25 protein-coding genes are annotated in these 26026 nt (G+C 69.8%); 16 read left to right on the forward strand and 9 right to left on the reverse strand.

From position 1 onward, the window contains the following. The first annotated feature begins 34 nt into the window (after positions 1 to 34). The 5 genes from AB5J49_RS32860 to AB5J49_RS32880 all read left to right on the forward strand — a co-directional run bounded on the left by AB5J49_RS32860 (position 35) and on the right by AB5J49_RS32880 (position 5068). A complete protein-coding gene (locus AB5J49_RS32860) occupies positions 35 to 1300 on the forward strand; it encodes an Ig-like domain-containing protein (protein WP_369172490.1) in 1266 nt (421 codons plus the stop codon). A gap of 91 nt (positions 1301 to 1391) precedes the next feature. Then, positions 1392 to 2159 (forward strand): enoyl-CoA hydratase/isomerase family protein, encoded by a 768-nt coding sequence (locus AB5J49_RS32865; protein WP_369172491.1) that lies wholly within the window; start codon positions 1392 to 1394, stop codon positions 2157 to 2159. 296 nt (positions 2160 to 2455) lie between these two features. Further along, entirely contained in the window at positions 2456 to 2959 is a 504-nt protein-coding gene (locus AB5J49_RS32870) for an ATP-binding protein (RefSeq protein ID WP_369172492.1), read from the forward strand. A 200-nt stretch (positions 2960 to 3159) separates the two neighbouring features. Then, positions 3160 to 4344, forward strand: a complete 1185-nt coding sequence (locus tag AB5J49_RS32875; RefSeq protein WP_369175345.1) for a YncE family protein — start codon at positions 3160 to 3162, stop codon at positions 4342 to 4344. A gap of 91 nt (positions 4345 to 4435) precedes the next feature. Continuing rightward, positions 4436 to 5068: an ADP-ribosyltransferase gene (locus AB5J49_RS32880; RefSeq protein ID WP_369172493.1), complete on the forward strand. Its 633-nt coding sequence runs from the start codon at positions 4436 to 4438 to the stop codon at positions 5066 to 5068. 4 nt (positions 5069 to 5072) lie between these two features. Here the strand turns inward: AB5J49_RS32880 and AB5J49_RS32885 are convergent, their stop codons facing one another. Beyond that, positions 5073 to 5708 (reverse strand): GNAT family N-acetyltransferase, encoded by a 636-nt coding sequence (locus AB5J49_RS32885; protein WP_369172494.1) that lies wholly within the window; start codon positions 5706 to 5708, stop codon positions 5073 to 5075. Positions 5709 to 5766: 58 nt separating this feature from the next. Here AB5J49_RS32885 and AB5J49_RS32890 point away from each other — a divergent pair, with 58 nt between their 5' ends. Together AB5J49_RS32890 and AB5J49_RS32895 are read left to right on the forward strand one after the other, a co-directional pair. Continuing rightward, positions 5767 to 6681 (forward strand): MerR family transcriptional regulator, encoded by a 915-nt coding sequence (locus AB5J49_RS32890; protein WP_369172495.1) that lies wholly within the window; start codon positions 5767 to 5769, stop codon positions 6679 to 6681. Between the two features lie 69 nt (positions 6682 to 6750). Further along, positions 6751 to 6969, forward strand: a complete 219-nt coding sequence (locus AB5J49_RS32895) for an EF-hand domain-containing protein (protein ID WP_369172496.1) — start codon at positions 6751 to 6753, stop codon at positions 6967 to 6969. A gap of 122 nt (positions 6970 to 7091) precedes the next feature. Here the strand turns inward: AB5J49_RS32895 and AB5J49_RS32900 are convergent, their stop codons facing one another. After that, entirely contained in the window at positions 7092 to 8042 is a 951-nt protein-coding gene (locus AB5J49_RS32900) for an AraC family transcriptional regulator (RefSeq protein WP_369172497.1), read from the reverse strand. Positions 8043 to 8143: 101 nt separating this feature from the next. On the opposite strand from AB5J49_RS32900, the gene AB5J49_RS32905 reads away from it, so the two are divergent. Further along, positions 8144 to 9151, forward strand: coding sequence for a zinc-dependent alcohol dehydrogenase family protein (locus AB5J49_RS32905; protein WP_369172498.1), 1008 nt, complete (start codon positions 8144 to 8146; stop codon positions 9149 to 9151). Positions 9152 to 9171: 20 nt separating this feature from the next. On the opposite strand, the gene AB5J49_RS32910 is transcribed toward AB5J49_RS32905, so the two are convergent. After that, positions 9172 to 9714 carry an MOSC domain-containing protein gene (locus tag AB5J49_RS32910; RefSeq protein ID WP_369172499.1) on the reverse strand — a complete coding sequence of 181 codons (543 nt, stop codon included), beginning with the start codon at positions 9712 to 9714 and terminating at the stop codon, positions 9172 to 9174. 61 nt (positions 9715 to 9775) lie between these two features. Beyond that, the gene (locus tag AB5J49_RS32915; RefSeq protein WP_369172500.1) at positions 9776 to 10333 is read right to left on the reverse strand and encodes a glycoside hydrolase family 25 protein; all 558 of its coding nucleotides are present in this window, start codon (positions 10331 to 10333) and stop codon (positions 9776 to 9778) included. A 126-nt stretch (positions 10334 to 10459) separates the two neighbouring features. Here AB5J49_RS32915 and AB5J49_RS32920 point away from each other — a divergent pair, with 126 nt between their 5' ends. Further along, positions 10460 to 11482 (forward strand): serine hydrolase domain-containing protein, encoded by a 1023-nt coding sequence (locus tag AB5J49_RS32920; protein WP_369172501.1) that lies wholly within the window; start codon positions 10460 to 10462, stop codon positions 11480 to 11482. Between the two features lie 208 nt (positions 11483 to 11690). On the opposite strand, the gene AB5J49_RS32925 is transcribed toward AB5J49_RS32920, so the two are convergent. Next, positions 11691 to 11993, reverse strand: a complete 303-nt coding sequence (locus AB5J49_RS32925) for a putative quinol monooxygenase (protein ID WP_369172502.1) — start codon at positions 11991 to 11993, stop codon at positions 11691 to 11693. Between the two features lie 66 nt (positions 11994 to 12059). Continuing rightward, complete coding sequence (locus tag AB5J49_RS32930; protein ID WP_369172503.1) at positions 12060 to 13022, reverse strand: carbohydrate kinase; 963 nt, start codon at positions 13020 to 13022, stop codon at positions 12060 to 12062. 246 nt (positions 13023 to 13268) lie between these two features. Here AB5J49_RS32930 and AB5J49_RS32935 point away from each other — a divergent pair, with 246 nt between their 5' ends. The 5 genes from AB5J49_RS32935 to AB5J49_RS32955 all read left to right on the forward strand — a co-directional run bounded on the left by AB5J49_RS32935 (position 13269) and on the right by AB5J49_RS32955 (position 18730). Then, on the forward strand, positions 13269 to 14285 hold the full coding sequence (locus AB5J49_RS32935; RefSeq protein ID WP_369172504.1) for a sugar ABC transporter substrate-binding protein: 1017 nt from the start codon (positions 13269 to 13271) through the stop codon (positions 14283 to 14285). 143 nt (positions 14286 to 14428) lie between these two features. Then, positions 14429 to 15442, forward strand: a complete 1014-nt coding sequence (locus AB5J49_RS32940; RefSeq protein ID WP_369172505.1) for an ABC transporter permease — start codon at positions 14429 to 14431, stop codon at positions 15440 to 15442. Continuing rightward, positions 15439 to 16275 carry an ATP-binding cassette domain-containing protein gene (locus AB5J49_RS32945; protein WP_369172506.1) on the forward strand — a complete coding sequence of 279 codons (837 nt, stop codon included), beginning with the start codon at positions 15439 to 15441 and terminating at the stop codon, positions 16273 to 16275. The genes AB5J49_RS32940 and AB5J49_RS32945 overlap by 4 nt, the downstream gene beginning before the upstream one ends. A 63-nt stretch (positions 16276 to 16338) precedes the next feature. Then, the gene (locus AB5J49_RS32950) at positions 16339 to 17388 is read left to right on the forward strand and encodes a LacI family DNA-binding transcriptional regulator (RefSeq protein WP_369172507.1); all 1050 of its coding nucleotides are present in this window, start codon (positions 16339 to 16341) and stop codon (positions 17386 to 17388) included. Positions 17389 to 17773: 385 nt separating this feature from the next. Then, complete coding sequence (locus AB5J49_RS32955) at positions 17774 to 18730, forward strand: hypothetical protein (protein ID WP_369172508.1); 957 nt, start codon at positions 17774 to 17776, stop codon at positions 18728 to 18730. A 147-nt stretch (positions 18731 to 18877) separates the two neighbouring features. Here the strand turns inward: AB5J49_RS32955 and AB5J49_RS32960 are convergent, their stop codons facing one another. Continuing rightward, positions 18878 to 20329, reverse strand: coding sequence for an amino acid permease (locus tag AB5J49_RS32960; RefSeq protein ID WP_369172509.1), 1452 nt, complete (start codon positions 20327 to 20329; stop codon positions 18878 to 18880). Positions 20330 to 20929: 600 nt separating this feature from the next. Here AB5J49_RS32960 and AB5J49_RS32965 point away from each other — a divergent pair. After that, entirely contained in the window at positions 20930 to 21661 is a 732-nt protein-coding gene (locus AB5J49_RS32965; RefSeq protein WP_369172510.1) for a FadR/GntR family transcriptional regulator, read from the forward strand. An 80-nt stretch (positions 21662 to 21741) separates the two neighbouring features. Next, complete coding sequence (locus AB5J49_RS32970; RefSeq protein WP_369172511.1) at positions 21742 to 23211, forward strand: APC family permease; 1470 nt, start codon at positions 21742 to 21744, stop codon at positions 23209 to 23211. A gap of 72 nt (positions 23212 to 23283) precedes the next feature. Here the strand turns inward: AB5J49_RS32970 and AB5J49_RS32975 are convergent, their stop codons facing one another. Next, positions 23284 to 24651: an L-serine ammonia-lyase gene (locus AB5J49_RS32975; RefSeq protein WP_369172512.1), complete on the reverse strand. Its 1368-nt coding sequence runs from the start codon at positions 24649 to 24651 to the stop codon at positions 23284 to 23286. Positions 24652 to 24738: 87 nt separating this feature from the next. Continuing rightward, the gene (glyA, locus tag AB5J49_RS32980) at positions 24739 to 26010 is read right to left on the reverse strand and encodes a serine hydroxymethyltransferase (RefSeq protein ID WP_369172513.1); all 1272 of its coding nucleotides are present in this window, start codon (positions 26008 to 26010) and stop codon (positions 24739 to 24741) included. Positions 26011 to 26026: the final 16 nt, after the last annotated feature.

Here is a 26026-nt window from a genome sequence, read left to right on the forward strand (position 1 = left end):
GGGCCTGGCCAGGCCCGCGGGAGGGGAGAAGGACTTGAACGTGCGGCCGATATCGGGGGCGTCGGTTGACGCGCGCGGGGGGCGAACGAGCCAACAGCGTGGCGGGCGTGGGCGCAGGGGGCAGGCGGCATTGGCCGGGGTGCTGCTGCTCGCCGTCACCGCGTGCGGCGGGGGCGGCGGCTCGGACGCGGGGTCCGGCGACGGCAAGGGCAAGGACTCCGGCTCGGCGGAGACCCAGAAGTCGCGGGCGGTCGTGACGATAGCGCCGGGCGACGGCGCCAAGTCCGTCGACACCAGCGGCGCGCTGAAGGTGACCGCGGCCCAGGGCAAGCTGACGGACGTCGAGGTCAAGGACGCCAAGGGCAAGGCGGTCGACGGCAAGATATCCGGCGACGGCGCCACCTGGACGCCGTCCACGCACCTCGCCGCCGCCACGGCGTACACGGTGCACGCGGTCGCCAAGGACGCCGAGGGCCTGGAGGCGGCCAAGGAGGCCGACTTCACCACCCTGACCCCGAAGAACACCTTCCTCGGCGCCTTCACGCCGGAGGACGGTTCCGAGGTCGGCGTCGGAATGCCGTTCTCGATCCGCTTCACCCGGGGCATCACCAGCCCCGAGGACGTCGAGAAGGCCATCACCGTCAAGACCGAACCGGCCGTCGAGGTCGAGGGCCACTGGTTCGGCAACGACCGCCTCGACTTCCGTCCCGAGAAATACTGGAAGACCGGCACGAAGGTCACGGTCGACCTCAACCTCGACGGCGTCGAGGGCCGCCCCGGCGTCTACGGCGAGCAGGACAAGAAGGTCTCCTTCACCATCGGCCGCAACCAGGTCTCGGTCGTCGACGTGAAGACCCAGAAGATGAAGGTCACGCAGGACGGCAAGGTCATCAAGACCATCCCCGTCACCACCGGCAAGCCCGGGTACGACACCTGGAACGGCCAGATGGTCATGACCGAGAAGTTCGTCGAGACCCGGATGAACGGCGACACGGTCGGCTACGACGGTGAGTACGACATCGACGACGTCCCGCACGCCTCCCGCCTGACCGACTCCGGCACCTTCATCCACGGCAACTACTGGGGCGGCGACGCCTTCGGCAACTACAACGCCAGCCACGGCTGCATCGGCCTGCGCGACGTCAAGGGCGCCTACGACGGCGGCACGCCGGCCGCGTGGTTCTTCAACCACTCGATGATCGGCGACGTGGTGGTCGTGAAGAACTCCAACGACGCGACGGTCGCTCCCGGCAACGGCCTGAACGGCTGGAACATGTCGTGGGAGAAGTGGAAGGCCTAGGGTTCCCTTTCGGACGTACGGCCCCGTTGCCTGCCTCGATGTGAGGTACGGCACCGGGGCCGCGACCGTTAGTCCCCGTTAACCTGCTGGCATGACCGTGAATCTCGAAGTCGCCGAAGGCGTCGGCGTCCTGCGCCTCGACCGCCCACCCATGAACGCGCTGGACGTCGCCACGCAGGACAGGCTCAAGGAGCTCGCCGAGGAGGCGGGCCGGCGTGACGACGTACGGGCCGTGGTGATCTACGGCGGGGAGAAGGTGTTCGCGGCAGGCGCGGACATCAAGGAGATGCAGGCCATGGACCACACGGCGATGGTCCTGCGTGCGCGGGCCCTGCAGGAGTCGTTCACGGCGGTGGCCCGGATCCCGAAGCCGGTCGTGGCGGCCGTGACGGGCTACGCGCTCGGCGGCGGCTGCGAGTTGGCGCTGTGCGCGGACTACCGGATCGCCGCGGACAACGCCAAGCTGGGCCAGCCGGAGATCCTGCTCGGCCTGATCCCGGGCGCGGGCGGCACCCAGCGGCTGGCCCGTCTGATCGGCCCGTCGAAGGCGAAGGACCTGATCTTCACGGGCCGCATGGTGAAGGCCGACGAGGCGCGCGAGCTGGGCCTGGTGGACCGCGTGGTGGCGCCGGACCAGGTCTATGCCGAGGCGCACGCCTGGGCGGCGAAGCTGGCGCAGGGCCCGGCGATCGCACTGCGCGCGGCGAAGGAGTCGATCGACACGGGTCTGGAGACGGACATCGAGACGGGCCTCGCGGTGGAACGGGGCTGGTTCGCCGGGCTGTTCGCGACGGAGGACCGGGAGCGGGGGATGCGGAGCTTCGTGGACGAGGGCCCGGGCAAGGCGAAGTTCCTCTGAGGGCCTGGCAAAGTCTGGTCTGAAACTCCGCCGAACCACTTGCAATTGACAGGACGTCTGATCCGGGTCCCTCGATGGGGCGGTTTATGGCAGCCTTAAGGCAACCTTAAGCGTGCCTTGTCGAGGGAGCCTGTCGATTGCCTCCAGCAGACCCTTCGCCGCAGGTCAGGCAGGCTGTCAGCGACACCGAACTGCCTCTGGCATATGCCAACCGAGCTGTGCGGAATGAGCGATTCCGGGGGGTGTATTCCACCGGAACGGCCCCGGAGGGCCCTGTCGGCGGCCATGATGGGGGCATGGCGGGGCTGGAGGGTATCGAACAGCCGCGGGGACACAGCCGTGCGGCCGCGGCGCGCTGGTCGCCGGCGGCCGAGGACGAAGCTGCTACCAAGGTGCTGGAGCTGTTCGGCAATCCTACGGAGGCGGAGGTCCCGCTCCCGTCCCGTCCCGAGTCCGCGGCGACGGCGCGACGGCTGGCCCAGGTGGTGGTCCTGCGTCAGTGGGGCCTGACTCCGAAGATGACGGAGGACGCGGTCCTGCTCGTCTCGGAACTGGTCGGCAACGCCGTCCGCCACACCGGCGCCCGCGTCTTCGGCCTGCGTATGCGCCGCCGCCGAGGCTGGATCCGCATCGAGGTCCGCGACCCTTCCCGTGGCCTGCCCTGTCTGATGCCGGTCCAGGAGATGGACATCAGCGGCCGGGGCCTGTTCCTGGTGGACAAACTCTCCGACCGGTGGGGCGTGGACCTGCTGCCGCGCGGCAAGACGACATGGTTCGAGATGAGGGTGGCGGACCGCTAGGGGGCGCGGTGAAAGTCCCGCACGGCACCCCCTGGCCCTCGCACTCGGCCCGTCCGGGCGACCCGCACGGACCGCTTGTCGGGTGAATCGTGCGTTTTTCGACGTAATCCTCATTAAATAGTCCAGTGATCACTACCGACCGCCGCTCCGGTCGCGCGGGCACGGTCGCCGCCCTCCCCGCCGCACTGGAAGAACTGCCGATGAACCTCCTCCACCGCACCCTCCTCGCCGGCGTAGGCATCCTCGCGCTCGCCGCCTGCGGCACCGAGTCCGCCAAGGACAGGGCCCGGGCCGCCCCCGAGTCCCACGCCGGCACCCAGGCCGCCATCCCCGCCCCGGAGAAGAAGACCGTCCCGGGCCTGCCTGGCATGCCACCCGTCCTGGATCCGAAGGACGTCTACGCCGCCGACCGCCCGAACCGGCTCTCCCCGGTCGTCAAGGACTTCCCGTCCCGCGTCTACGTCCCGAACACCGAGTCGGACACCGTATCCGTCATCGACCCGAAGACGTACGAGATCATCGAGACGATCCCCGTCGGCCGCCAGCCCCAGCACGTCGTCCCGTCCTGGGACCTGAAGACCCTCTGGGTCAACAACAACCGCGGCCACACCCTCACCCCCATCGACCCGAAGACCGGCAAGGCGGGCAAGGAGGTGGAGGTCCACGACCCCTACAACCTGTACTTCACCCCCAATGGCAGGTACGCCGTCGTCATGGCCTCCCTCGACCGCGAACTCGTCTTCCGCGACCCGCACACCATGAAGCGGATCAGGACCGAGCCGGTCAGCTGCTACGGCGTCAACCACGCCGACTTCTCCCTCGACGGCCGCTACTTCATCGTCTCCTGCGAGTTCAGCGGTGAACTGCTGAAGGTCGACACGGAGCGGATGAAGGTCGTCGGGCAGCAGAAACTGCCCTTCGACGGAGCCATGCCGCAGGACGTGAAGGTCTCCCCGGACGGCAAGCGGTTCTACATCGCCGACATGATGGCCGACGGCATGTGGGTCCTGGACGGCGACAAGTTCACCGAGCCCACCTTCCTGCCCACAGGCAAGGGCTGCCACGGCCTCTACGTCAGCCGCGACTCGCGCGAGATGTACGTCTCCAACCGCGGCGAGGGCTCCGTCTCCGTCTTCGACTTCGCCAGGAACAAGATCACCAAGAAGTGGCACCTCCCCGACGGCGGCAGCCCCGACATGGGCGGAGTCTCCGCCGACGGCAAGGTGCTGTGGCTGTCGGGCCGTTACGACTCCGAGGTGTACGCCCTCGACACCCGCACCGGCGAGGAGCTCGCCCGCGTTCCCGTCGGCAGCGGCCCGCACGGCCTCGCCGTCTACCCGCAGCCGGGCCGCTACTCCCTGGGCCACACCGGCATCTTCCGCTAGCCGAGGCGCAGTTGACCTGCGGTCAGTGGACACGCCGCCGTATGGGTGACGTTCCACGACCCGCCGCCGCGGTCCGGGGATCGTGCTCCTTATGATCACAACTCGCCTGCGGCGGCGGGCCGCTGCCGCCGTCCTGTGCCTCTCGGCCGTCCTCGCGACGACGGCCGCCACGGCTCCCGAGACCGTCCCCGCCTCGGCTCGCACGACCCTCGTCAAGGCCGCCGCCCCCGCCCCGGTGGCCTGTCCCGTCCAGTACGACGACAAGGTCAAGGCCGCCGTCGACCGCCGCGTCGACGTCGACCGCATCACCCCCGAGCCCGCGTGGCGCACCACCTGCGGCACGCTCTACCGGGCCGACGGCCGGGGCCCGAACATCGTCTTCGAGGAGGGCTTCAAGCCCAAGGACGTCGTGAACGGCCAGTACGACCTGGAGCAGTACGTCCTGGTCAACCAGCCCTCCCCGTACGTGTCCACGACCTACGACCACGACCTGTACAAGAACTGGTGGAAGTCGGGCTGGAACTACTACATCGACGCCCCCGGCGGCATCGACGTCAACAAGACCATCGGTGACACCCACAAATGGGCCGACCAGGTCGAGGTCGCCTTCCCCGGCGGGATCGCCCGGAAGTACATCATCGGCGTCTGCCCGGTGAACAAGACGACCAAGGTCGAGATCATGAGCGGCTGCCAGAGCAACCCGCACTACGAGGCCTGGCACTGACGCCCTACCGGGCGTGCAGCAGTGCCTCCGCGCCCACCGGCCGGTAGCCGGCCGCCAGGAACGCCCGCAGGCTGCGGGCGTTCCCCGGCGCGACCTGTGCCCACAGCGGCTCCGTGACCAGATGCCGGGCGGCGGTCACCAGCCGCCGCCCCAGCCCCCGATGCCGTACCTCGTCGTCCACCTCGACCGAGACCTCCAGCCGCCCGGCGACGCCGCGCCCCCGCACCAGCACGCCGCCGTCCGCCGCCCACGCGCGCACGTCGTCACGCCGGCTGCGGGCGTAGACGATCCGCGGGTGGTCGGCATCCTCGATCTCCGTCAGCGCGAGCGACGGCTCACCCGGCAGCGGGGAGCCGACCAGCACCGCGTCGACGGTCTCGGCCGCATGCCCCGTCCGCTCCATGAGAGCCGCCAGGAAGCGCGGGTTCATCGGCGCGGCCAGCCCGTCGCAGTCGACGTCGCGCAGTGCCGCGTACACCCACGCGGGATCCTCGTCGGTGAAGACGACCGAGTGCGCGGTGAAGGCGAGGACGCCCGAGTTCCGGTGCGACGGCTGCGGGACGACCGTCGTACGGCCGTCCGTAGGAGGGAAGACACCCCGCGCCGCCGCGTCGAGAATGTCCCGCAAGGTCTCCGCCACGACCGCCCCCGTCCTGCCCCTTGAGTCTCCACCCACTGGAAGGCTCACACTCGCAGACATGATCGAAGACGGCACCGGACTTCTCACCATCGGCGAGCTGGCCCGGGCCACCGGACTGACCGTGCGGACCATCCGCTACTGGTCCGACGAGGGCGCCCTGCCCCCGGTGACCCGCTCCTCGGGCGGCTACCGCCTCTACGACGCCGAGTCCGTCGCCCGCCTGGAGCTGATCCGCACCCTGCGCGAACTGGGTCTGGGCCTGGACGACGTACGGAAGGTCGTCAGCGGCGAGAAGGACGTGGCGTCGGTCGCGGCCGCGCATGTCGCCGCACTGGACGCACAGATCAGATCGCTGAAGGTGACCCGGGCGGTGCTGTCGACCGTGGCGCGACGCGGTTCGACCGCAGAGGAGATGACCCTGATGAACAAATTGGCGAGGCTGTCGGCCGCCGAGCGTCGGCGGATCCTGGAGGAGTTCGTGGACGAGATGTTCCACGGACTGGACACGGCGGACCCGGTGATCCGCGAGCAGATGCGGAACATGGCCGTGGACCTGCCGGACGAGCCGACGCCCGAGCAGGTGGACGCCTGGGTGGAGCTGGCCGAGCTGCTGCAGGACCCGGAGTTCCGGGCGCACATGCGCACGGTGGCCGAGTTCAACGCGGCCGGGCGTGGGCCCGAGACGCCCGCCGGGGCGTCGATGTGGTTCGCCCGGAAGCTGGTGCAGTCGGCGGCCGAGGCGCGGGAGCGGGGGGTCGCCCCCGAGTCGCCCGAGGCCGAGCGCATCCTGCGGGACCTGCTCGGCGACGCCGACCCGGCCGCCGTACTCGAACGCCTGAAGGCCGGCGCGGACGACAAGGTCGCCCGCTATCGCGAGCTGCTGGTCGTCGTGAAGGGGCGGGGGCCCGCCTCGGCACGTCGTGCGGAGTTCGCCTGGGTGGTCGCCGCACTGGAGGCGCGGGCGGGCGGTTAATCTGACCTGCGGCAGCAAGCCAGCACAACACGACAGACGCGAGTAAAACGCGAGTAAAGGGGCGGACCGGTGGGGCACATCGACATCGAGGAAGCACGCAAGCAGTTCGAGCGCATCGATGCGGACGGTGACGGCGCCATCACCGCCGCCGAGTTCAAGTCCGCCCTGGCCCAGGGAGGCGACTGGAACGTGACGGAGTCGGTCGCCGAGGCGATCATCAAGAGCCGTGACCTGAACGGTGACAAGCTCCTGTCGTTCGACGAGTTCTGGGCCTTCCTGAACAAGTGACGCGCGGAAGGGGCGCCCGGTCCGCCTGAGCGGCGAACGGGCGCCCCTTCGTCATGTCCGGTGCCGGATCGACACGGGCCGGCGGGCGTCGTGGCGCTCGGATCCGTTCGGGGGGCAACCGGTCAGGGGGCGGCCGGTTCGGGGGATGGCGAGGAGGCCCGCTTGCGGTACTGGCCCGGCGCCACCCCGTACTCCCGCTTGAAGGCCTTGGCGAAGGCGAACTCCGAGGCGTAACCGGTGCGTTGGGCGACGGTCCGCAGGGGAGTGTCGTCCGTGCGCAGCAGACGGCCCGCCGTCGTCATGCGCCACCAGGTCAGATACGTCAGCGGCGGCTCGCCCACCAGCGCCGCGAACCGCCGGGCGAAGGCCGCGCGGGACAGGCCGGCGCGGGCACCGAGTTCCTCGACCGTCCAGGGGTGGGCCGGGTCGCCGTGGATGCAGCGCAGCGCCGCCGCGATCGCCGGGTCGGCGAGGGCGGCCGCCCAGCCCGTGGGGTGCCCGCAGCCGTGCCGCTCGCGCAGCCACCAGGCGCGCAGGATGTACAGCAGCAAGGTGTCCAGGAGCGAGCCGACGATCGTGTCCGAGCCCGGCTGGGGCTCCTCCAGTTCCGCGCCCAGCAGTTCCACCGCCGTCCGCAGCGAGCGGTGGGCGCCGACGCGGGTGGGGAGGTGGACGACGTCCGGGAGTTCGGCGAGGAGCGGGTGCGCGCGGGAGCGGTCCAGCATGTACGCGCCGCACAGCAGGACCGTCAGCGGGCCCGACGGCAGCGAGGCGGCGGGTGCCGCCTCGGGCCACGTCCCGTCGGGCGACGGCCGTACCTCCTCCAGCGGTACGTCGAGACCGCTGGCCAGCCCGTACTCCCGCCCCTGCGCCAGGAACACCACATCGCCGGGCCCCATCGCCACCGGCTCACCCGCCGCCGGGATCAGCCATGCCGACCCCTGGAGCACCACATGGAACCCGGTCCCGTCGGAGGCCGGGAGGCGCATCCCCCAGGGCGCGTACTTGTCCCGGCGGCCGGAGTGCGGGCGGCCGGTGCGCATGGCGGCGATGGCGTCGCTGAGTACGTCCATGTCCGCACGGTAGCCGGTGGGCGGGTGAGCGAGACGTACGGACAGGAAACCGAGACCGGCGGACATGGATCGTCTCGCCGGTGCCCCATAGCGTCGTCTGCATGCCAACCACCGCACGCACAGTGCTCTTTCACGAGATCGGCGGACCCGAGGTACTGACCGTCGAGGACGTGCCCGTCCCCGAACCGGGCCCCGGCCAAGTCGCCGTCCGCGTCGAGGCGTTGGGCCTCAACCGCGCCGAAGCCCTCTTCCGCGCCGGGACCTACTACTACCAGCCCGCCCTGCCCGCCTCCCGCCTCGGCTACGAGGCCTCCGGAGTCGTCGAGGCGATCGGCGAGGGCGTCACCGAACTCGCCGTCGGCGACCCGGTGATGACCGGACCCGGCATCGAGATGAGCGCGCAGGGCGTGTACGCGGAGCGGGTCGTGCTCCCCGAGACCGCTGTCCTGCGCCGCCCCGCCTCGGTGGACGCGGTGACGGGGGCCGCGGCCTGGCTGACGTACACGACGGCGTACGGCGCCCTGCTGGAGACCGCGGGTCTCAGGCCCGGTGACCATGTCCTGATCACCGGCGCGTCCAGCGGGGTCGGCACCGCGGCGATCCAGGTCGCCCGGCGCATCGGGGCGATCCCGCTCGCGACGACCCGCACGGAGGCGAAGCGACAGCGGCTGCTGGAGCTGGGGGCCGCGGAAGTGATCGTCTCCGGTGAGGCGGACGGTGGCATGCAGACCGTCGCGAAGGAGACCAGGCGCCTCACCGGCGGTCGGGGCGTCCAGGTCGTCTTCGACGCGATCGGCGGCCCCGGGTTCCGGCACCTCGGTGACGCGCTGGCCGAGGACGGCTCCCTCGTCGTCTACGGCTGGCTGGACCCGCGCCCCGCCGAAATCCCCCGGGCCTGGCCCTTCACCATCCACACGTACGCCAACCTCCGCCTCACCACCACCCCCGCCGGCCGCCGCCGCTCCAGCGCCTTCCTCAACGCCGGCCTCACCGACGGGGGCTTCCGTCCGGAGATCGCCGAGGTCCTGGAAGGCCTGGACGCGATCCGTGACGCGCACCGCCTGATGGAGTCCAACACGCACATGGGCAAGATCGTCGTACGGATCTGAGGCAGGCCGGCGCGCCTACGTCACACGATCTCCAGGGGCCGGTGCGGCCCGCTCGGAAGCTGGACGCGGATCGGGTCCCCGGCCCTCACCACACCCCCGCTGAGGACGACGCTCATGATCCCGGACCTGAACCGCACACGGCCCTCGGCGTCCCGCCCGACGACCTGCTTCAGCAACCCCTGCTGGAACCCGTCGATCTGAGCGCAGGGATTGCGCAGCCCGGTCACCTCCACGACGGCCTCGCCGCCGAGTCTCAGGAGCGTCCCCGTCGGCAGGCCGAGCAGGTCGATGCCCTGGGTGGTGACGTTCTCCCCGAGTTCCCCGGCCGCCACCGCGAACCCGGCCCCGCGCACCTCGTCGAACAACTCCGCATGGATGAGGTGGACTTGCCGCAGGTTCGGCTGCGAGGGATCCTTCCGCATCCGGAACCGGTGCTTCACGGTGGCACCCGCGTGCACATCGCCCTCCACCCCGATGCCCGCGATCAGCGTGATGCTCTCGCGGTTCGGCTTGGTGAACGAGTACGTCCCGTTACTGCTGACCGCGGCGACTGTCCCGCTCATGCCGAGAAGCTCCCCTCTTCTGCAGCGGCGACTGCTTCGCCGCAGGTGGGAGCCTATGCGGTCAGGCGTTCTCGGCCCATTCGCGCAGTGCGGCCTTGCTGGAGAAGTCGGCCACGTTCTTGTCGAGCGGGTCGTCGGTGTACTGGTGGAAGCGCCACTTGGCCTTGATGCGGGGCTTGCCGGCGCTCACGTAGTCGGCGATCCAGAGCCCGTCACCGGCGTAGGACGTCGTGTCGACGTTGAGCCAGTAGTGCCGGTTCGCGTACAGGATCACCGGATTGTCGGGCCGCTTCTCCTTCACCTTCCGGATGAAGAGGTCCTTCTCCGCGTTGCTCGCGTGCGTCCCCGCGCTCGTCGTCTCCCAGTCGACGGCGAGGATGTCGCCCGCTCTCTCGGGGGCTTTGCTGACGAAGTACTCCGCCTGCGCCGAGAGGTTGCCGGGCCACAGGAAGTGGTAGAAGCCGACCACCAGGCCGGCGTCGCGGGCGCGCTTGGTCTGGGCGGCGAGTTTGGGGTTGGTGTAGGAGCGGCCCTCCGTGGCCTTGATGAAGACGAAGGAGAGACCGTCGGTGTCGTACGTCGAGGACTGGTACGCGCTTACGTCGATGCCGCGCAGCATGGGGGAGCTCCCTGAAGTGCCGGTGGGGGGGGGAGGGGTTGGACTTGCTGTATGCCCCACCTTGGCATGGGTGATCCGTCCATGACACGGAAATATGAACCTCCAACAGATGATCCCTGGAAGGGCGTGGACGGGACGGCACTCGCGCGGGCCGTGCGTGCGCAGGCGGGGCGGCCGGTGGCGGGCATCGACGACATGGCGTCGTATCTCGCCGCTCAGGTGTCGGACACCTCGCACCGCGAGGTCATCGGCCCGCTCCTCGACGGGCAGGGGGCCGGCGGGGTCGTGGTGCGGCGCGGCACCGTCCTCGCTTCGTGGGGCGACCCGACGCGCGCGGAGATGGCGTACAGCGCCACGAAGAGCGTGCTGTCGCTGGTGGCGGGCGTCGCGTTCGACGACGGGGCGTTGCGCCTGGACGAGCCGGTGGCGGAGTCGGTGGACCTGCCCGAGTTCGGCAGCAGCTCCCACGGCCGCGCGATCACATGGCGCCACCTTCTGGATCAAACCAGCCAGTGGGAGGGCGAGTTGTGGTCCAAGCCGACATGGGTGGACGCGCAGAGCACCCGTGAGGGCACCGAGTCGGCGGGGGGACCGCCCGGCGCCGGCTGGGCCTACAACGACGTGCGGGTGAACCTGACCGCGCTGGCGCTCACGGCCCTGTTCGGCCGCGCCCTGCCGGATGTGCTGCGCCACCGCGTCATGACGCCGATCGGCGCCTCCGACGGCTGGTCCTGGCACGGCTACCAGGACGCGGTGGTCGAGATCGACGGTGCCGCGGTGCCGGTGGTCTCCGGTGGCGCGCACTGGGGCGGCGGTCTGTGGATCAGCGCCCTGGACCTGGCCCGCATCGGCCGGCTCTGCCTGCGCGGCGGGACATGGGGCGGGCGGCAGGTCCTGTCGCGCCGCTGGATCGAGGAGCTGTGGACGCCCTGCCGGGTCAAGCCCGAGTACGGCCTGTCCTGGTGGCTCAACGACGACGGCACGGTATGGCCCCGGGCGCCGCGCACCGGACGCTGCGCCCGCGGCAACGGCGGCAGCCACCTGCTGTGGGTGGATCCGGCACGCGATCTGGTGATCGTCTCGCGGTGGGGCGCGGAGGTCGAGCACCTTCTGGCCGAGGTGTCGGCGGCGGTGCCGCCCACGTCGTGAGGGTTTCCCTCGGCACTCGACGATGTCCGAGCGCATCGGTGCAGAAGTCGTGCGGTGTTGGGCTCGCTCAGCCAGTCCGCGCCGGTCAGTTCGTCCCGCTCGGCACGGTGGCTGGACGGATGGCTGGACGTTGTAGCACTTCATGCCGAGTCGGCGCGGGATCTCGTACAGCACCGGCCTGAAGGCGGGGGCCGCGTGTTCCAGCTCGTTACGGACGCGCGGCCAGCGGATCGAGGAACGTCAGTACGGAAGCGTCCTCCTCGATCAGCGGGGCGAGGACGGCGTTGAACGGGGCACCGTACGGGGCGTTCAGGTGTGTCTTGAAGGCGTCCTCGTCCCGGTAGACCTCGAAGATCCAGTAGGCACGCGGGTCGGCCGCCTTGGTGTAGACGTCGAAGGCCAGGTTGCCTTCCTCCTCGCGCACCTTCAGGGCGTAGTCCAGGATCAGGCGGGCGACCTCGTCCTCCGCTCCCTCGCGGGCGGTGAACTCGGCGATCAGGGTCTTCTTCACGGTTTCGTGTCCTTGTCGGTGAGTGGAGTCGAGCGACCGGCCAGGAAGCGCGGGCCGGCCGGTGCGTCAGGCGTCGCCGGCTGTCGCGAACTGCGCCAACTGGTCCTGCCACGGCGGGTTGGGGCCGGCGACCGAGCAGGTCAGGGCCGCGACCCGGGTGGCGAACAGACAGGCTGCCTCGACGTCTTCGAGACGCAGGTCCGTCAGCCTGCCGCCAAGGAGTCCGCGGGTGCCGAGGTGGTGCAGCAGGCCGGCGGTGAAGGAGTCCCCTGCGCCGACCGTGTCGACGACCGGCGTCGCCACAGCGGGCACCCGCACCCGTTCCCCGTCGAGTGAGGCCAGGGCGCCGTCGGCGCCGCGCGTGATCACGACGAGCCGTGCCCCCGCCGCATGCCAGATGTCGCACGCCTGCTCGGGCGGCGTTCCGGGCAGGAGGAGTTCCAGGTCGTCCTCGCTCAGCCGCAGCACATCCGCGAGGCCGCACCAGTGCGCGAGGCGGGCGCGGTAGACCTCGGGGGGCACCAGGAGCGGGCGGACGTTGGGGTCGATGCTGATGGTGGCCCGGGGGGCGGCCGCTGCCAGGAAGTCCTCCACCACGGCTGCCCCGGGTTCCTTGGCGAGGGCCAGCGACCCTGTGTGCACACAGGCGGTGCCGGCCAGGTCGACCCCGGCCAGTTCGGCGCTCGTCCACTGCCAGTCGGCGGTGCCCTGAGCGTGGAAGGAGAACGTGGCCTGGCCCTGGGTGTCCAGCTCGGCCACGGCGAGCGTGCTCGGCTCGGCGGCCTGGACGGCGTGGGACAGATCCACGCCGGATGCCTCCAGGTGAGCCCGGAAGAGGCGGGCGAACACGTCGCCGGACAGCCGTGCGAGGAAGCGGGCCGGGGTGCCCAGGCGGGCCAGTGCCACCGCCGTGTTGGCGGGTCCGCCGCCCGGCAGCACACGCAGGGCGAGTTCGTTCCGGGTACTTGCGGGTTCGGTGAACGCGTCGGCGACGCACTCTCCCAGGACGGTGATCCGAGGCAGGGTCATGGGCTGCTCTTCTCGTGGAACGCGCTGGCAAAACGGGCATATCTCGGGCAGTCGCCGAACGGCTCCGGACGGGCGACGGCCACGGGCGTTGCCGATTTGTGACGGGTGCAAGGCATTGACGTTGCCTGCAGGCGGAGTCCATCATCCTCGCCAAGCAGTGTCAACGATGACATAAGTCAACGATGACACCTCAGGACGGCATGCCCCGATGCCGGCCGCTCGCCCGCAATCCCGCAGGAGTCGTTCATGTCACGCATCCCTCGTCTGCCCTCCTCCTTGCTCAGAGCCGCCGCGTGCACGGGCATCGCGGCCCTCACCCTGACCGCCTGTGGATCCGGATCCGGATCGGGCACCGCGAGCACCGGATCGGGCAGCGTCAAGGTCGGTCTGATCACCAAGACCGACACCAACCCGTTCTTCGTGAAGATGAAGGAGGGCGCGGAGAAGGCCGCCAAGGAGAACGGTGTCGAACTGTCCACCGCGGCGGGCAAGTTCGACGGGGACAACGCCGGACAGGTCACCGCCATCGAGAACATGGTCGCCTCGGGGGTGAAGGGCATCCTGATCACCCCGAGCGACTCCAAGGCGATCGTGCCGGCCATCGAGAAGGCCAAGGCCAAGGGCGTCCTGGTCATCGCCCTGGACACGCCGACCGAGCCGGAAAGCGCGGTCGACGCCCTCTTCGCCACCGACAACCTCAAGGCCGGTGAGCTGATCGGCGAGTACGCCAAGGCCGCGATGAAGGGCAAGTCGGCCAAGATAGCCGCCCTCGACCTGGCTCCGGGTGTCTCCGTCGGCGTCCAGCGGCACAACGGTTTCCTGAAGGGCTTCGGCGCCACGGACAAGGACGTCGTCTGCGCCCAGGACACCGGCGGGGACCAGGCCAAGGGCCAGACCGCGATGGAGAACTGCCTGCAGAAGGCTCCCGACATCAACGTCGTCTACACCATCAACGAACCGGCCGCGCTGGGCGCCTACACCGCGCTCAAGGCCCAGGGCCGGGAGAAGGACGTACTGATCGTCTCCGTCGACGGCGGCTGCACCGGCACCCAGGCCGTCAAGGACGGCAAGATCGCCGCGACCTCGCAGCAGTACCCGCTGAAGATGGCCGCCGAGGGCGTCAAGGCCGTGGTGACGTACGCCAAGGACGGCAAGAAGGCGTCCGGTTACACCGACACCGGCGTCACCCTGATCACCGACAAGGCGCAGGACGGGGTCACGTCCAAGGACACCGCCTACGGCCTGGACAACTGCTGGGGCTGAGCCGCCGCCCCCAGCTGCCACCGTTCGACACCCCTGAGCGGGGCGGCCGGCCCCTCCTCCCCGACCGGGGTCGGCCGCCCCCTCGTCCTCTTGCCGTCCGCCAAGGACCGACAAGGACTTCTGTCTTCCGACAAGGACCTCGCATGACTGCCACGTCCACGCCACCCTCCACGTCCAAGCCGTACGCGGAGCTCAAAGCACCGACCACGGTCCGCAGACTGCTCACGCAACCGACCACCGGCCCGCTGGCCGCTCTCCTTCTGGCCTGCGCCTTCTTCTCCGTCTCGACCGACCAGTTCCTCACCGGCGGCAACTTCTCGCTGATCGTGCAGCAGGTCATGGTCGTCGGCACGCTGGCCATCGGCCAGACCCTGATCATCCTCACCGCGGGCATCGATCTGTCCTGCGGAGCCGTGATGGCGTTCGGCAGCATCGTGATCGCCAAGATGGCCGCGGAGGGCACCCTGCCCCCGCTGGTCGCCATCGCGCTGGGCCTGGTCGTCTGCGGCGGCTTCGGGCTGCTCAACGGGGCGCTGGTGCAGAAGATCCCGCTGCCGCCGTTCATCGTCACCCTGGGCATGCTCAACGTGGCGTTCGCGCTGACCCACATCTACTCCGAGGAGCAGACGGTCACCAACCTGCCCGGCCCGCTGACGGCCCTCGGGCAGACCTTCCCGCTCGGCCACACCGACATCACCTACGGCTCGCTGGTCACCATCGCCCTGTTCCTCCTGCTCGCCTACGCGCTGAGCAACACCGGTTGGGGCCGGCACGTGTACGCCCTGGGCAACAGCCCCGAAGCGGCGCGACTGAACGGCATCCGCACCTCCCGCCTGACCATCGGCGTCTACACCGTGGCCGGTCTCCTCTACGGCATCGCCGCCCTGCTGCTCATCTCCCGCACCGGAGTCGGCGACCCCCAGGCGGGACAGACCGACAACCTCGACAGCATCACCGCCGTGGTCCTCGGCGGCACCAGCCTGTTCGGCGGACGCGGCTCGGTCCTGGGCACGTTCATCGGCGTCCTGATCGTGGGCGTCTTCCGTAACGGCCTGCAGCTGATGGGCGTCGCCTCGATCTACCAGACCCTGATCACCGGTGTCCTGGTGATCCTCGCGGTGACCGTCGACCAGATCTCCCGGAAGAAGGCCCGATGACCGCCACCGGCTCCCCCACTCCCGTCCTGCAGGCCCGCGGTCTGGTCAAGCGCTACGGCCATGTCACCGCCATCGACGGCGCCGACTTCGACCTGCTGCCCGGCGAGGTCCTCGCCGTCATCGGCGACAACGGCGCCGGCAAGACCAGCCTGATCAAGGCCCTCACCGGCGCGGTGGTCCCCGACGCGGGCGAGATCCGCCTCAACGGCGACGTCATCCAGTTCTCCGGGCCGCAGAGCGCCCGCGCCCACGGCATCGAGACGGTGTATCAGGACCTCGCCGTCGCGGCCTCCATGGACATCGCCTCCAACATGTTCCTCGGCCGCGAACTGCGCCGCCCCGGCATCCTCGGCAACGCCTTCCGCATGCTCGACAAGAAGCGCATGCGCCAGGAGGCCGCCGAGCACATGGCCGACCTGAAGATCGGCCTGCGCTCGCTGACCCAGTCGGTCGAGACCCTCTCCGGCGGGCAGCGGCAGGCCGTGGCGGGCGCCCGCGCGGTCGCCTGGGCCCGCTCCGTCGTCGTCATGGACGAACCCACCGCCGCCCTCGGCGTCAAGGAGTCCGGCCAGGTCCTCGACCTCATCCGCCGGGTCCGGGACAAGGGCATGCCGGTCGTCCTGATCAGCCACAACATGCCGCATGTCTTCGAGATCGCCGACCGGATCCACGTCCACCGGCTGGGCCGGCGCGCCGCGGTGATCAAGCCCTCCGACTACTCCATGGCGGAGGTCGTAGCGATCATGACCGGCGCGCTCAGCGTCGACGAGACCGGAGGTACTGTCGTCGCGGATTCCGAGGCCGCGAAGGCCGCGGGAGTCCAGGCCAACTGAAGCACTCACAGGTTCGGGCCGAGGCCGCGGCCGGAACCGACGAGACAGGAGACCGTTTCCTCCATGGCAGCGAACCGCCGCCCGACCATGGCAGACGTCGCCCGAGAAGTGGGCGTCAGTGCCAAGACCGTCTCCCGGGTTCTCAACGAGGACGGATACGCCTCGGAACAGACCAGGGAACAGGTTCTCGCCGCCGTGGCCAAGCTCGGCTTCCAGCCGAACCTCATGGCCCGCAACATCCGCGTCGGCGGACCCGACACCACCATCGGGCTGGTCATCCCCGACCTCGGCAACCCCTTCTTCGGGGCCGTGGCCAGGAGCATCGAGGACACGGTCCGCGACCGCGGCCTGACCCTGCTCATGGGCTCGTCCGCGGACGACCCGGACCGCGAACGCGCCCTGACGGCCAAGTTCCTCGCCCGGCGCGTCAGCATCGTGATCGTCGTGCCGTCGGTCGGCGCCGACCACTCCGACCTCAAGTCGCACCGTGCGGCGGGTCTGCCCATCGTCTTCCTCGACCGACCAGGAGTCGGGCTGTCCACGGACAGCATCGTCAGCTCCAACCGCGCGGGGGCCCAGGACGGCGTCGCTCACCTCATCGCACACGGGCACCGGCGCATCGGATTCGTCGGTGACCTGCCCGTCAAGCTCTACACCCCCCGCGAACGCCTCGCCGGATACCGCGAAGCCCTGGAAGAAGCCGGCATTCCCTACGACCGCGCCCTGGTCGCCAGCGCACACGACCAGCAGGGCGCCGAGGCCGCGACCTCCCAACTCCTCGAACTGGCCGATCCCCCCACGGCCCTGTTCGCCGGGAACAACATCATGGCGCTCGGCATAGTGGCCGAACTCGCGCGCAGCAAGCGCAAGGACGTCGCCGTCGTCGCCTTCGACGACGTATCACTCGCCGAGGCGCTGGAACCGGCCCTGACCGTCGTCGCCCAGGACCCCGAAGAAATCGGCCGCAGAGCCGCGGCCACCGCCCTGGCCCGACTCGACGGCGACCGCTCCCGGGCCCGCACCATCACCGTTCCCACCCGCCTGATCATCCGAGGCTCGGGGGAACAGCCCGCGCCCAAGCCGAAGCGGTCTGCGCCGAGTCCGCTCGGCTGAACGGGGCGAGCGGGCGCCCAGCACGGCGAGGGTGCCTTCGGGTCGGGACATTCCCGGAGCGGGAGCGGGAGCGGGTAGGCGGGACGGGTGGCGGCGGTGTCTCGACCGGGCTGCTGTCGAGCAGCGCACAGATTCCGTCCCTGGGGCTCGCGAATCAGCCGCCCGTGGCCTTCCGTCTCCTCGGGAAGACTCTCCATCACCTGGGTCGGATTCGTCGGGACCGGAAACGATGTCCATTGCCCTCTTCCCGCGGCTGCAATCAAATCCGTTGCCTCACACAAGATATAGCCAGCCTGAACCGCCGGAGCTTTTGGGCGGGATACTCATCGCATAACGATCGACAACCAGGTCTTGCTCGATTCCTCGGCACTCCTAGTCTGCTTGCATGTCATTCCTGTCAAGTCGCCGCAAGACCCCCCGAATTGCGCTGGAGCTCGACGACGTGCATCTCGGGAAGTTGCTGAAGTCGTTGCGGGCCACGATGCGAGGGGGTGCGATCGCCAGTACGGATCTTTGTGCGGTGCAGGTCGCGGATCTCCTGACTCGCGACTCGAACGACTGGGACCGCAAGACCTTCCGCCTGGCCGTGTTGGCCGACTTCCTGTCCGACTCCTCGGTGCCCTCGGCGTGGGCCGCACGGGAGCCGGACAACGCCGCCGCCCTGGTTCTGCGTGCATGGTCCACGGTTTTTCGCGCCCGCCGGACGGGGAATCCGGAAGAGGTTCCGAGCGCGAGAACGGACTGCCTTCACGCCGCGGAACTCGCCCCTCAGGACCCCACCCCTTGGATCGTTCTGCTTGAGATATCCCGCCTGGAGCGTCACCGCCCGGCCGACACTTTTCAGGTCTGGAACGAGGTGGTGCTACGCGATCGCTGGAACCGCGAGGCCTATCTGAGCATGACGCACTACCTGACACCGGAGGAGGCCGGGACGCGCATTCAGGTGCTGGAATTCGTCGACTCCCTCCGCGCGCGCGTGCCCGCGAACGCGCCCTGCGCGGCGACAGAACTGACCTCCCAGGTGTTGCATTACCAATCGATCCGGAGCCGGGGAGGGGCGGCGGGACTCCTGGCACGCAACTACTGGAGCGATGTGCACGTCACGGACACGCTCGACCGCGCTGCACAACTCTGGACAGAGCCCTCGTTCTTCAGCCACGCGGCCGCTCTCGCCGAACTCAACACGCTCGCCTATGCCCTGATGTCCGCAGATCGCCGCCGCGACGCCCTTCAGGCCTTCAGGGCACTCGGTGGCGTGGTCACCGACTGGCCGTGGCGGTTCGAAGGAGACCCGCTGACCGTCTTCCAACGCGCGCAAGGCCAGGCGGAATCCGGCCAATGACTCAGCCCATCACGTCCGTTGCTCTGACGCGACAGGCTCTGCCGGCTGCTGTCCTGTATCGCGACAGGTGCAGTCGTGAAGCCGGTGACGCGGCGGGCAGGGCCGCGTCACCGGCTTGTCGGAGCGGTCGTACGGGAGCCTGAGCTCCTACGAACCGACGAGCTCGTCCTGCTGCTTGCGCCCCAGCCGCTCGCGGACCAGCGCGAAGACCACCACGCCCACGGCCACCAGGGTGGACAGGACGACCTGCTCGCGGCCGCCGCCCTCGGCGGTGTCGGTCAGCATGTAGCCCAGCACGAACGTGATCATCGCGATGGTGGCCCAGGTCAGGTACGGGTAGAGCCACATCCTGACGACCAGCTTCTCCGGCGACTCCCGCTGGATGATCTTGCGCATCCGCAGCTGGGAGAAGCAGATCACCAGCCAGACGAACAGGGCGATGGCACCGGAGGAGTTGAGCAGGAACTGGAAGACCGTGTCCGGCCACAGGTAGTTGAAGGCGACGGCGACGAAACCGAAGACGACCGAGGCCAGGATGGCCGCCTGCGGGACGCCGCGCCCGGTGGTGCGGGCGAACGCGGCCGGGGCGTCGCTGCGACGGCCGAGCGAGAACGCCATCCGGGACGCGGTGTAGAGGGCGGAGTTGAGGCAGGACAGCACGGAGGTGAGCACGATGGCGTTCATGATCTGGCCGGCGTGCGGGATGCCGATGGAGCTCAGCGCGGCGACGTAACTGCCGTCCTTGAGGATCGCCGGGTCGTCCCAGCGCAGCAACGACACCACGACGAGGATCGAGCCCAGGTAGAACACCGCGATCCGCCAGATCACGCTGTTGGTGGCCTTGGTGAGCGCGGCCTGCGGGTCCGCGGTCTCGCCGGCAGCCAGGGTGACGATCTCGCTGCCCATGAAGGAGAAGACCACCATCAGGATGCCGGTGAGGATCGCGCCGGGTCCGTTGGGCAGGAACCCGCCGTGTGCGGTCAGGTTGGAGAAGCCGGACGCCGGGTGGTCGGAGCCGGGCAGCAGGCCGAAGATCGCGAGACCGCCCACCACGATGAACGCGGCGATGGCGACGACCTTGATGCCGGCGAACCAGAACTCGAACTCGCCGTAGGAGCTGACCGAGGCGAGGTTGGTCGCGGTGAGGACCACCATGACGATCAAGGCCCAGCCCCACTGCGGGACCGCCGGTATCCACCCGGCCAGGATCTTCGCCCCGGCGGTCGCCTCGACCGCGAGCACCACGACCCAGAAGAACCAGTACAGCCAGCCGATGGTGAAGCCGGCCCAGCGACCCAGCGCACGGTCGGCGTAGGCGGAGAACGAGCCGGAGGTGGGGTTGGCCGCGGCCATCTCGCCGAGCATCCGCATGACGAGGACGACGAGGACGCCGACGAGCAGGTAGGAGATCAGGATGCCGGGGCCCGCGGCGGCGATGCCGGAGCCGGAGCCGACGAACAGGCCGGCGCCGATGACGCCGCCGATCGCGATCATCGACAGGTGGCGGTTCTTCAGGCCGGCTTGCAGGCCGGATCCTTCTGCAGCGCTTTTGGTGGTGGTCACCGAATCGGGAGCGGGGAGAGGGGCTCTTGTTGTCATCTCGACATCCAGGGAGCAGGAGGGGACGAGGGAAGGCTCCGGCGGGACGGGCGGGGTCGCCGCTTGGCTGCCGCCGGGCGGGGCGTGAGGGGTGCCGGGTCAGGGGTGGCGATCACGGTCGCAGGGAGGGCATGGTGGACCGCGGCCACCGAGCGCGTCGCCTGTTGGACCGGTCGCTCCGGTGGCGTTCAGGAAAATAGTTCAGGGCGAACAAATAAAACAAGGGGGCGTTCGTCCGTCCCGTCGCGTCCGCACGCCGCGCCCCGGGGGCATCCACACCTCGTACGCACCCGCGTCATTGCCCCCACTGAGGGCGTACGCCCTGGTCAGCCCCGTGCCGACGTGGACCTCACCCTCGGCTGCCGGACAGGTCACAGAGGGTCTTGTTTAACTGTTCACCTTGCTCTAATTTTTCTCCATCGCGACCCGCCCCTCCGTCGCGACACCGTTGAGTTCGGAGTCTCCTCCGACGTTCCCCTCGTCCTGGGAGCCCTCTTGCACCACACCGTGGCGTCGTCGCGAGAACCACCAGCGGCCCGTCCAGCCCTCCACTCCGACTTGCTCCGCCGGCCTCGACCAGCAGGCCGTTAGGGTGACGTCGTGGTGAATGCAGCGGGCAAGTTCGGGCCTTACGACCAGCCGGGCCAGGCCCGGGCCTCGGTCGTCGGCATAGGACAAGCCCGGGCGCTGCCTCTCGGAGGGCAGAGCGGATCCGATCTCGTCCGGTCAAGGATCGCGCTGCGGGTGCGTCTGCGATCCGTGCGGCCGGGGGACCGGCTGCCGGATGCCGGGGTCCTCGCCGAGGAGTTGGGGATCAGCGAGATCACGGTGCGCCGCGCGCTGGAAGGCATGTGCCAGGACGGCCTGCTCGACCGCCGGCGCGGACGGGCGGGCGGAACCTTCGTCGCGGAAGACTGGGACACCGTCGTCGCCCTGATGCACGACGCCGACGAGGCGGCTTCCCTGGACGCCTTTCATCTGCTGCTCGAATGCGGCCTCGTGGCGCACGGTTCGGGGGAGGCCCCGGCCGAGCCGCTGGACGGGCTTCGGGCGATGGTGGAGGAGATGGAACTGGCCGACGACCCGGCACACCTGGCCGAGTTGGAGGCCCGCTTCCATCTGGACCTCGCGGAGGCGCTCGGCGGGTCCGCGATCCGTGAGTTCGCCGCCGATCTGCTCGGCCGGCTGTGCCTGCTGCTGCCCGCACCGCAGCCCGAGGCGGTACGGGAGCAGAACCGCTGTCACGCCGAACTGCTCGCCGAACTCGGGCGGGGCGCGACCGATCCCGCCGTGCAGGCGGTGAAGGCACACCACCGTTCGCGGCACCGCTGAGGCCCGTGCGTGCCGTCGGCCCGACCGTCGAGAACCCGCGCACTCATTACGCCGCCACACCGCACGAGGAGTTGCCGCCCATGACCGACCCCGGAGCTGGTCCGCCGTCCCCGCCGGGCCCCGTCGGCGGCGCGCCGCAGCGGTTGCGTGGCGGCGTCCTCGGTATGGCGGACATCGCCGCCGCCACCATGGCCAACGTCGGCCCGGCCATGAGCTTCTTCTTCGGCTTCGCCTTCCTGTCCACCACCGCTGGCGTGGCGTCACCGCTGACCATCCTGGCCGCGGGAATCGCGGTCGCGCTCCTCGGCAACACGCTGGCGGAGTTCTCCCGCGCGCACCCCTCGGCGGGCAGCTTCATCACCTTCGTCGGCAAGACCTTCGGACCGGTCAGCGCGGTGACCACGGCCCTGCTGGCGGCGCTGGGCTACATCATCGCGATGGCCGGCGTCATCTCGATCTCCGGCGGGTTCGTGCAGATCACCCTGCACCACTACACCGGCGTGGACCTGCCGTGGATCATCTGGACGCTGCTGCTCACCGGCCTGTCCGTGGTGTTGATGCTGCGCGGGGTGGTGGTCTCCACCAAGTGGGCCGGCTACTTCTTCGGCGCGGAGATGCTGGTGCTGATCGTCGTCTCGATCGCGGCGCTCGTACAACACCGCGGCCAGCTCTCCCTCGATCCGTTCCTGCCCAGCCATATCAACGACGGCTTCAAGGGACTGGCGGCGGGTTTCCCGCTGGCGGTGTACCTGCTCATCGGCTGGGAGAACTCGGCGGCCCTCGCCGAGGAGACGGAGAACCCGCGGCGCAACGTCGGCCGCGCGGTGTTCTCCTCCGTCGCGATCATGACGGTGAGTTACATTCTCTTCGCCTACGCCACGGTGACCGGCTTCGGCTACGACGTGACCAGACTCGGGGCCTCCCGGATCCCCTTCATCGAGGTGGCTCAAGACACCCTCGGCGTGCTGGCGTTCCTCGCCTATCTCGGCGGCCTGACCTCCACCCTCGGCGTGCTGATCGCCGGCATCAACTCCCAGGCCCGCCTGGTCTTCAACGCCGGACGCGAGGGTCTGCTCCCCTCGTTCTTCGGCTATGTGCACCCCATACGCCGCACACCGAACAACGCGATCGTCACCTTCACCGCCACCGCCCTGCTGATCATCGGCGGTTGGGCCCTGGGCCACCTGCTGGGTTCATCGAGCGGCTCGATGAACCCGGTGGTCTTCTTCACCGAGGCCTCGACCCTGGGCGCCATCCTGATCCTGCTGGTCTACCTCGCCTCCAACGTCGCCCTGCCGCTGTACTACCGCAGGTACCGGCCGCAGGAGTTCCAAGTGGTCCGGCATCTGCTCCTGCCCGCGCTCGGCGCGGTGTCCATCCTGGTCCCGCTGTACTACCTCGCCAAACCCGGCCAGCCCGCGCCCTACAACTGGTTCCCCTACGCCGCGATCGCCGCCCTGCTCGCCGCCGTCGCCTACGCGGCCCTCCTCGTCCGACGCGACCCGACCCTGGCCGAGCGCGTCGGCTCCATCATCGCCGACGCGGACTGAGCCCACCGGATCCGTTTGATCGCGGTGTCGGACCGGCGTGCGAGTACGCGCGCTGGTCAGCGCCCATCCACTTCAGCACTCGATGATGTTCACCGCGAGCCCGCCCCGGGCCGTCTCCTTGTACTTCACCGACATGTCGGCGCCCGTGTCCTTCATCGTCTTGATGACCTTGTCCAGGGACACCTTGTGCGAGCCGTCCCCGCGCATCGCCATCCGCGCCGCCGTGACCGCCTTCACCGCGGCCATGCCGTTGCGTTCGATGCAGGGGATCTGGACGAGGCCGCCGACCGGGTCGCAGGTGAGGCCGAGGTTGTGCTCCATGCCGATCTCGGCGGCGTTCTCGACCTGCTCCGGGGAGCCGCCGAGCACCTCCGCCAGGGCGCCCGCCGCCATCGAGCAGGCCGAGCCCACCTCGCCCTGGCAGCCGACCTCGGCGCCGGAGATGGACGCGTTCTCCTTGAAGAGCATGCCGATGGCGCCGGCGGCCAGCAGGAAGCGGACCACGCCGTCCTCGTCGGCGCCGGGCACGAAGTTAATGTAGTAGTGGAGCACGGCGGGGATGATGCCGGCGGCCCCGTTGGTCGGTGCGGTCACGACCCGGCCGCCTGCCGCGTTCTCCTCGTTCACGGCCATCGCGTAGAGCGTGATCCACTCCATGGCGAGCGCCTTGGCGTCACCCTCGGAGCGCAGCTTGCGGGCCGTGTTCGCCGCCCGGCGGCGGACCTTGAGGCCGCCCGGCAGGATGCCCTCGCGTGACATCCCGCGCGAGACGCACTCCCGCATCACCCGCCATATCTCCAGCAGGCCCTCGCGGATCTCCTCCTCCGTGCGCCAGGCCCGCTCGTTCTCCAGCATCAGCGACGCGATCGACAGGCCCGTCTCCTGCGTCAGGCGCAGCAGCTCGTCGCCCGTGCGGAAGGGGTACTTCAGGACCGTGTCGTCCAGCTTGATGCGGTCCGCGCCGACCGCGTCCTCGTCGACGACGAAGCCGCCGCCCACCGAGTAGTAGGTCTTCGACAGCAGCTCCGCCCCGGACGCGTCGAACGCCCACAGCGTCATGCCGTTCGCGTGGTACGGCAGTGCCTTACGGCGGTGCAGCACGAGGTCCTTGTCGAAGTCGAAGGCGACCTCGTGGTCGCCGAGGAGCGTCAGGCGGCCCCCCGACCTGATCCTCTCGACCCGCTCGTCCGCCGTCTCCACGTCCACCGTGCGCGGCGAGGCGCCCTCCAGGCCCAGCAGCACCGCCTTGGGGGTGCCGTGGCCGTGGCCGGTCGCGCCGAGAGAGCCGTACAGCTCGGCGCGGACCGACGCGACGGAGCCGAGCAGATCCTCGTTGCGCAGGCGGCGGGCGAAGATGCGTGCCGCGCGCATCGGGCCGACCGTGTGGGAGCTGGACGGGCCGATGCCGATCGAGAACAGGTCGAAGACCGAGATGGCCACGGGGGACTCCTCAATACGGGGGGTGGTGCAAGGGGGGTGGGGTGTCCCGCTCACCTACGAGTGTGCGGGACACCCCACGAAAAGGAACTACTTGTTCAGACCGGGGTACAGCGGGTGCTTGTCCGCCAGCGCCCTGACCCGGGCCTTGAGCGACTCGACGTCGTACGACGGTTTGAGGGCCTCGGCGATGACGTCCGCGACCTCGGCGAAGTCCTCGGCCTGGAAGCCACGGGTGGCCAGGGCCGGGGTGCCGATGCGCAGGCCCGAGGTCACCATCGGCGGGCGCGGGTCGTTCGGGACGGCATTGCGGTTGACCGTGATGCCGACCTCGTGGAGACGGTCCTCGGCCTGCTGGCCGTCCAGCTCGGACTCGCGCAGGTCGACCAGGATGAGGTGCACGTCCGTGCCGCCGGACAGCACGTTCACGCCGGCCTCACGGGCGTCGGCGGCCGTCAGGCGCTCGGCGAGGATGCGGGCGCCGTCGACGGTGCGGCGCTGGCGCTCCTTGAACTCCTCGCTCGCGGCGACCTTGAAGGAGACCGCCTTGGCCGCGATCACATGCTCCAGGGGGCCGCCCTGGAAGCCCGGGAAGACGGAGGAGTTCAGCTTCTTCGCGAAGGCCTGCTTGGCGAGGATGATGCCGCCGCGCGGCCCGCCGAGGGTCTTGTGGGTCGTGGAGGTGACGACGTCCGCGTACTCCACCGGGTTCGGGTGCAGGCCCGCCGCGACCAGACCGGCGAAGTGCGCCATGTCGACCCACAGGTACGCCTCGACCTCGTCGGCGATCCGGCGGAACTCGGCGAAGTCCAGCTGCCGCGGGTACGCCGACCAGCCGGCGATGATCACCTTGGGCCGGTGCTCCTTGGCGAGCCGCTCGACCTCGGCCATGTCCACGAGACCGGAGTCGTCCACGTGGTACGGGACGACCTTGAACTGCTTGCCGGAGAAGTTCAGCCGCATCCCGTGGGTCAGGTGACCGCCGTGCGCCAGGTCCAGGCCGAGGATGGTGTCGCCGGGCTGGGCGAGGGCGAACAGGGCGGCCTGGTTGGCGGAGGCGCCGGAGTGGGGCTGGACGTTGGCGTACTCGGCGCCGAACAGCTCCTTGACCCGGTCGATGGCGATCTGCTCGGCGACGTCGACGTGCTCGCAACCGCCGTAGTAGCGCCGGCCCGGGTAACCCTCGGCGTACTTGTTGGTGGCGACCGAGCCCTGCGCCTCCATGACCGCGACCGGCGCGAAGTTCTCGGAGGCGATCATCTCCAGGGTGGACTGCTGGCGCTCCAGCTCGGCGTCGAGCGCGGCGGCGATGGCCGGGTCCAGCTCGTGCAGGGGCGTGTTCAGAAGCGACTTGTCAGGCATAGGGGCAGACATAGGG

Origin of the sequence: Streptomyces sp. R28 (assembly GCF_041052385.1) — a bacterium.
Classification (GTDB): domain Bacteria; phylum Actinomycetota; class Actinomycetes; order Streptomycetales; family Streptomycetaceae; genus Streptomyces.

Excerpts from the sequence above, each read along its gene's own strand:
- AB5J49_RS32865 (WP_369172491.1), top strand. The coding sequence starts at position 1,392 with ATGACCGTGAATCTCGAAGTCGCCGAAGGCGTCGGCGTCCTGCGCCTC.
- AB5J49_RS32870 (WP_369172492.1), top strand. The coding sequence starts at position 2,456 with ATGGCGGGGCTGGAGGGTATCGAACAGCCGCGGGGACACAGCCGTGCG.
- AB5J49_RS32875 (WP_369175345.1), top strand. The coding sequence starts at position 3,160 with ATGAACCTCCTCCACCGCACCCTCCTCGCCGGCGTAGGCATCCTCGCG.
- AB5J49_RS32880 (WP_369172493.1), top strand. The coding sequence starts at position 4,436 with ATGATCACAACTCGCCTGCGGCGGCGGGCCGCTGCCGCCGTCCTGTGC.
- AB5J49_RS32890 (WP_369172495.1), top strand. The coding sequence starts at position 5,767 with ATGATCGAAGACGGCACCGGACTTCTCACCATCGGCGAGCTGGCCCGG.
- AB5J49_RS32900 (WP_369172497.1), bottom strand. The coding sequence starts at position 8,042 with ATGGACGTACTCAGCGACGCCATCGCCGCCATGCGCACCGGCCGCCCG.
- AB5J49_RS32905 (WP_369172498.1), top strand. The coding sequence starts at position 8,144 with ATGCCAACCACCGCACGCACAGTGCTCTTTCACGAGATCGGCGGACCC.
- AB5J49_RS32910 (WP_369172499.1), bottom strand. The coding sequence starts at position 9,714 with ATGAGCGGGACAGTCGCCGCGGTCAGCAGTAACGGGACGTACTCGTTC.
- AB5J49_RS32915 (WP_369172500.1), bottom strand. The coding sequence starts at position 10,333 with ATGCTGCGCGGCATCGACGTAAGCGCGTACCAGTCCTCGACGTACGAC.
- AB5J49_RS32930 (WP_369172503.1), bottom strand. The coding sequence starts at position 13,022 with ATGACCCTGCCTCGGATCACCGTCCTGGGAGAGTGCGTCGCCGACGCG.
- AB5J49_RS32935 (WP_369172504.1), top strand. The coding sequence starts at position 13,269 with ATGTCACGCATCCCTCGTCTGCCCTCCTCCTTGCTCAGAGCCGCCGCG.
- AB5J49_RS32940 (WP_369172505.1), top strand. The coding sequence starts at position 14,429 with ATGACTGCCACGTCCACGCCACCCTCCACGTCCAAGCCGTACGCGGAG.
- AB5J49_RS32945 (WP_369172506.1), top strand. The coding sequence starts at position 15,439 with ATGACCGCCACCGGCTCCCCCACTCCCGTCCTGCAGGCCCGCGGTCTG.
- AB5J49_RS32950 (WP_369172507.1), top strand. The coding sequence starts at position 16,339 with ATGGCAGCGAACCGCCGCCCGACCATGGCAGACGTCGCCCGAGAAGTG.
- AB5J49_RS32955 (WP_369172508.1), top strand. The coding sequence starts at position 17,774 with ATGTCATTCCTGTCAAGTCGCCGCAAGACCCCCCGAATTGCGCTGGAG.
- AB5J49_RS32960 (WP_369172509.1), bottom strand. The coding sequence starts at position 20,329 with ATGACAACAAGAGCCCCTCTCCCCGCTCCCGATTCGGTGACCACCACC.
- AB5J49_RS32970 (WP_369172511.1), top strand. The coding sequence starts at position 21,742 with ATGACCGACCCCGGAGCTGGTCCGCCGTCCCCGCCGGGCCCCGTCGGC.
- glyA (WP_369172513.1), bottom strand. The coding sequence starts at position 26,010 with ATGCCTGACAAGTCGCTTCTGAACACGCCCCTGCACGAGCTGGACCCG.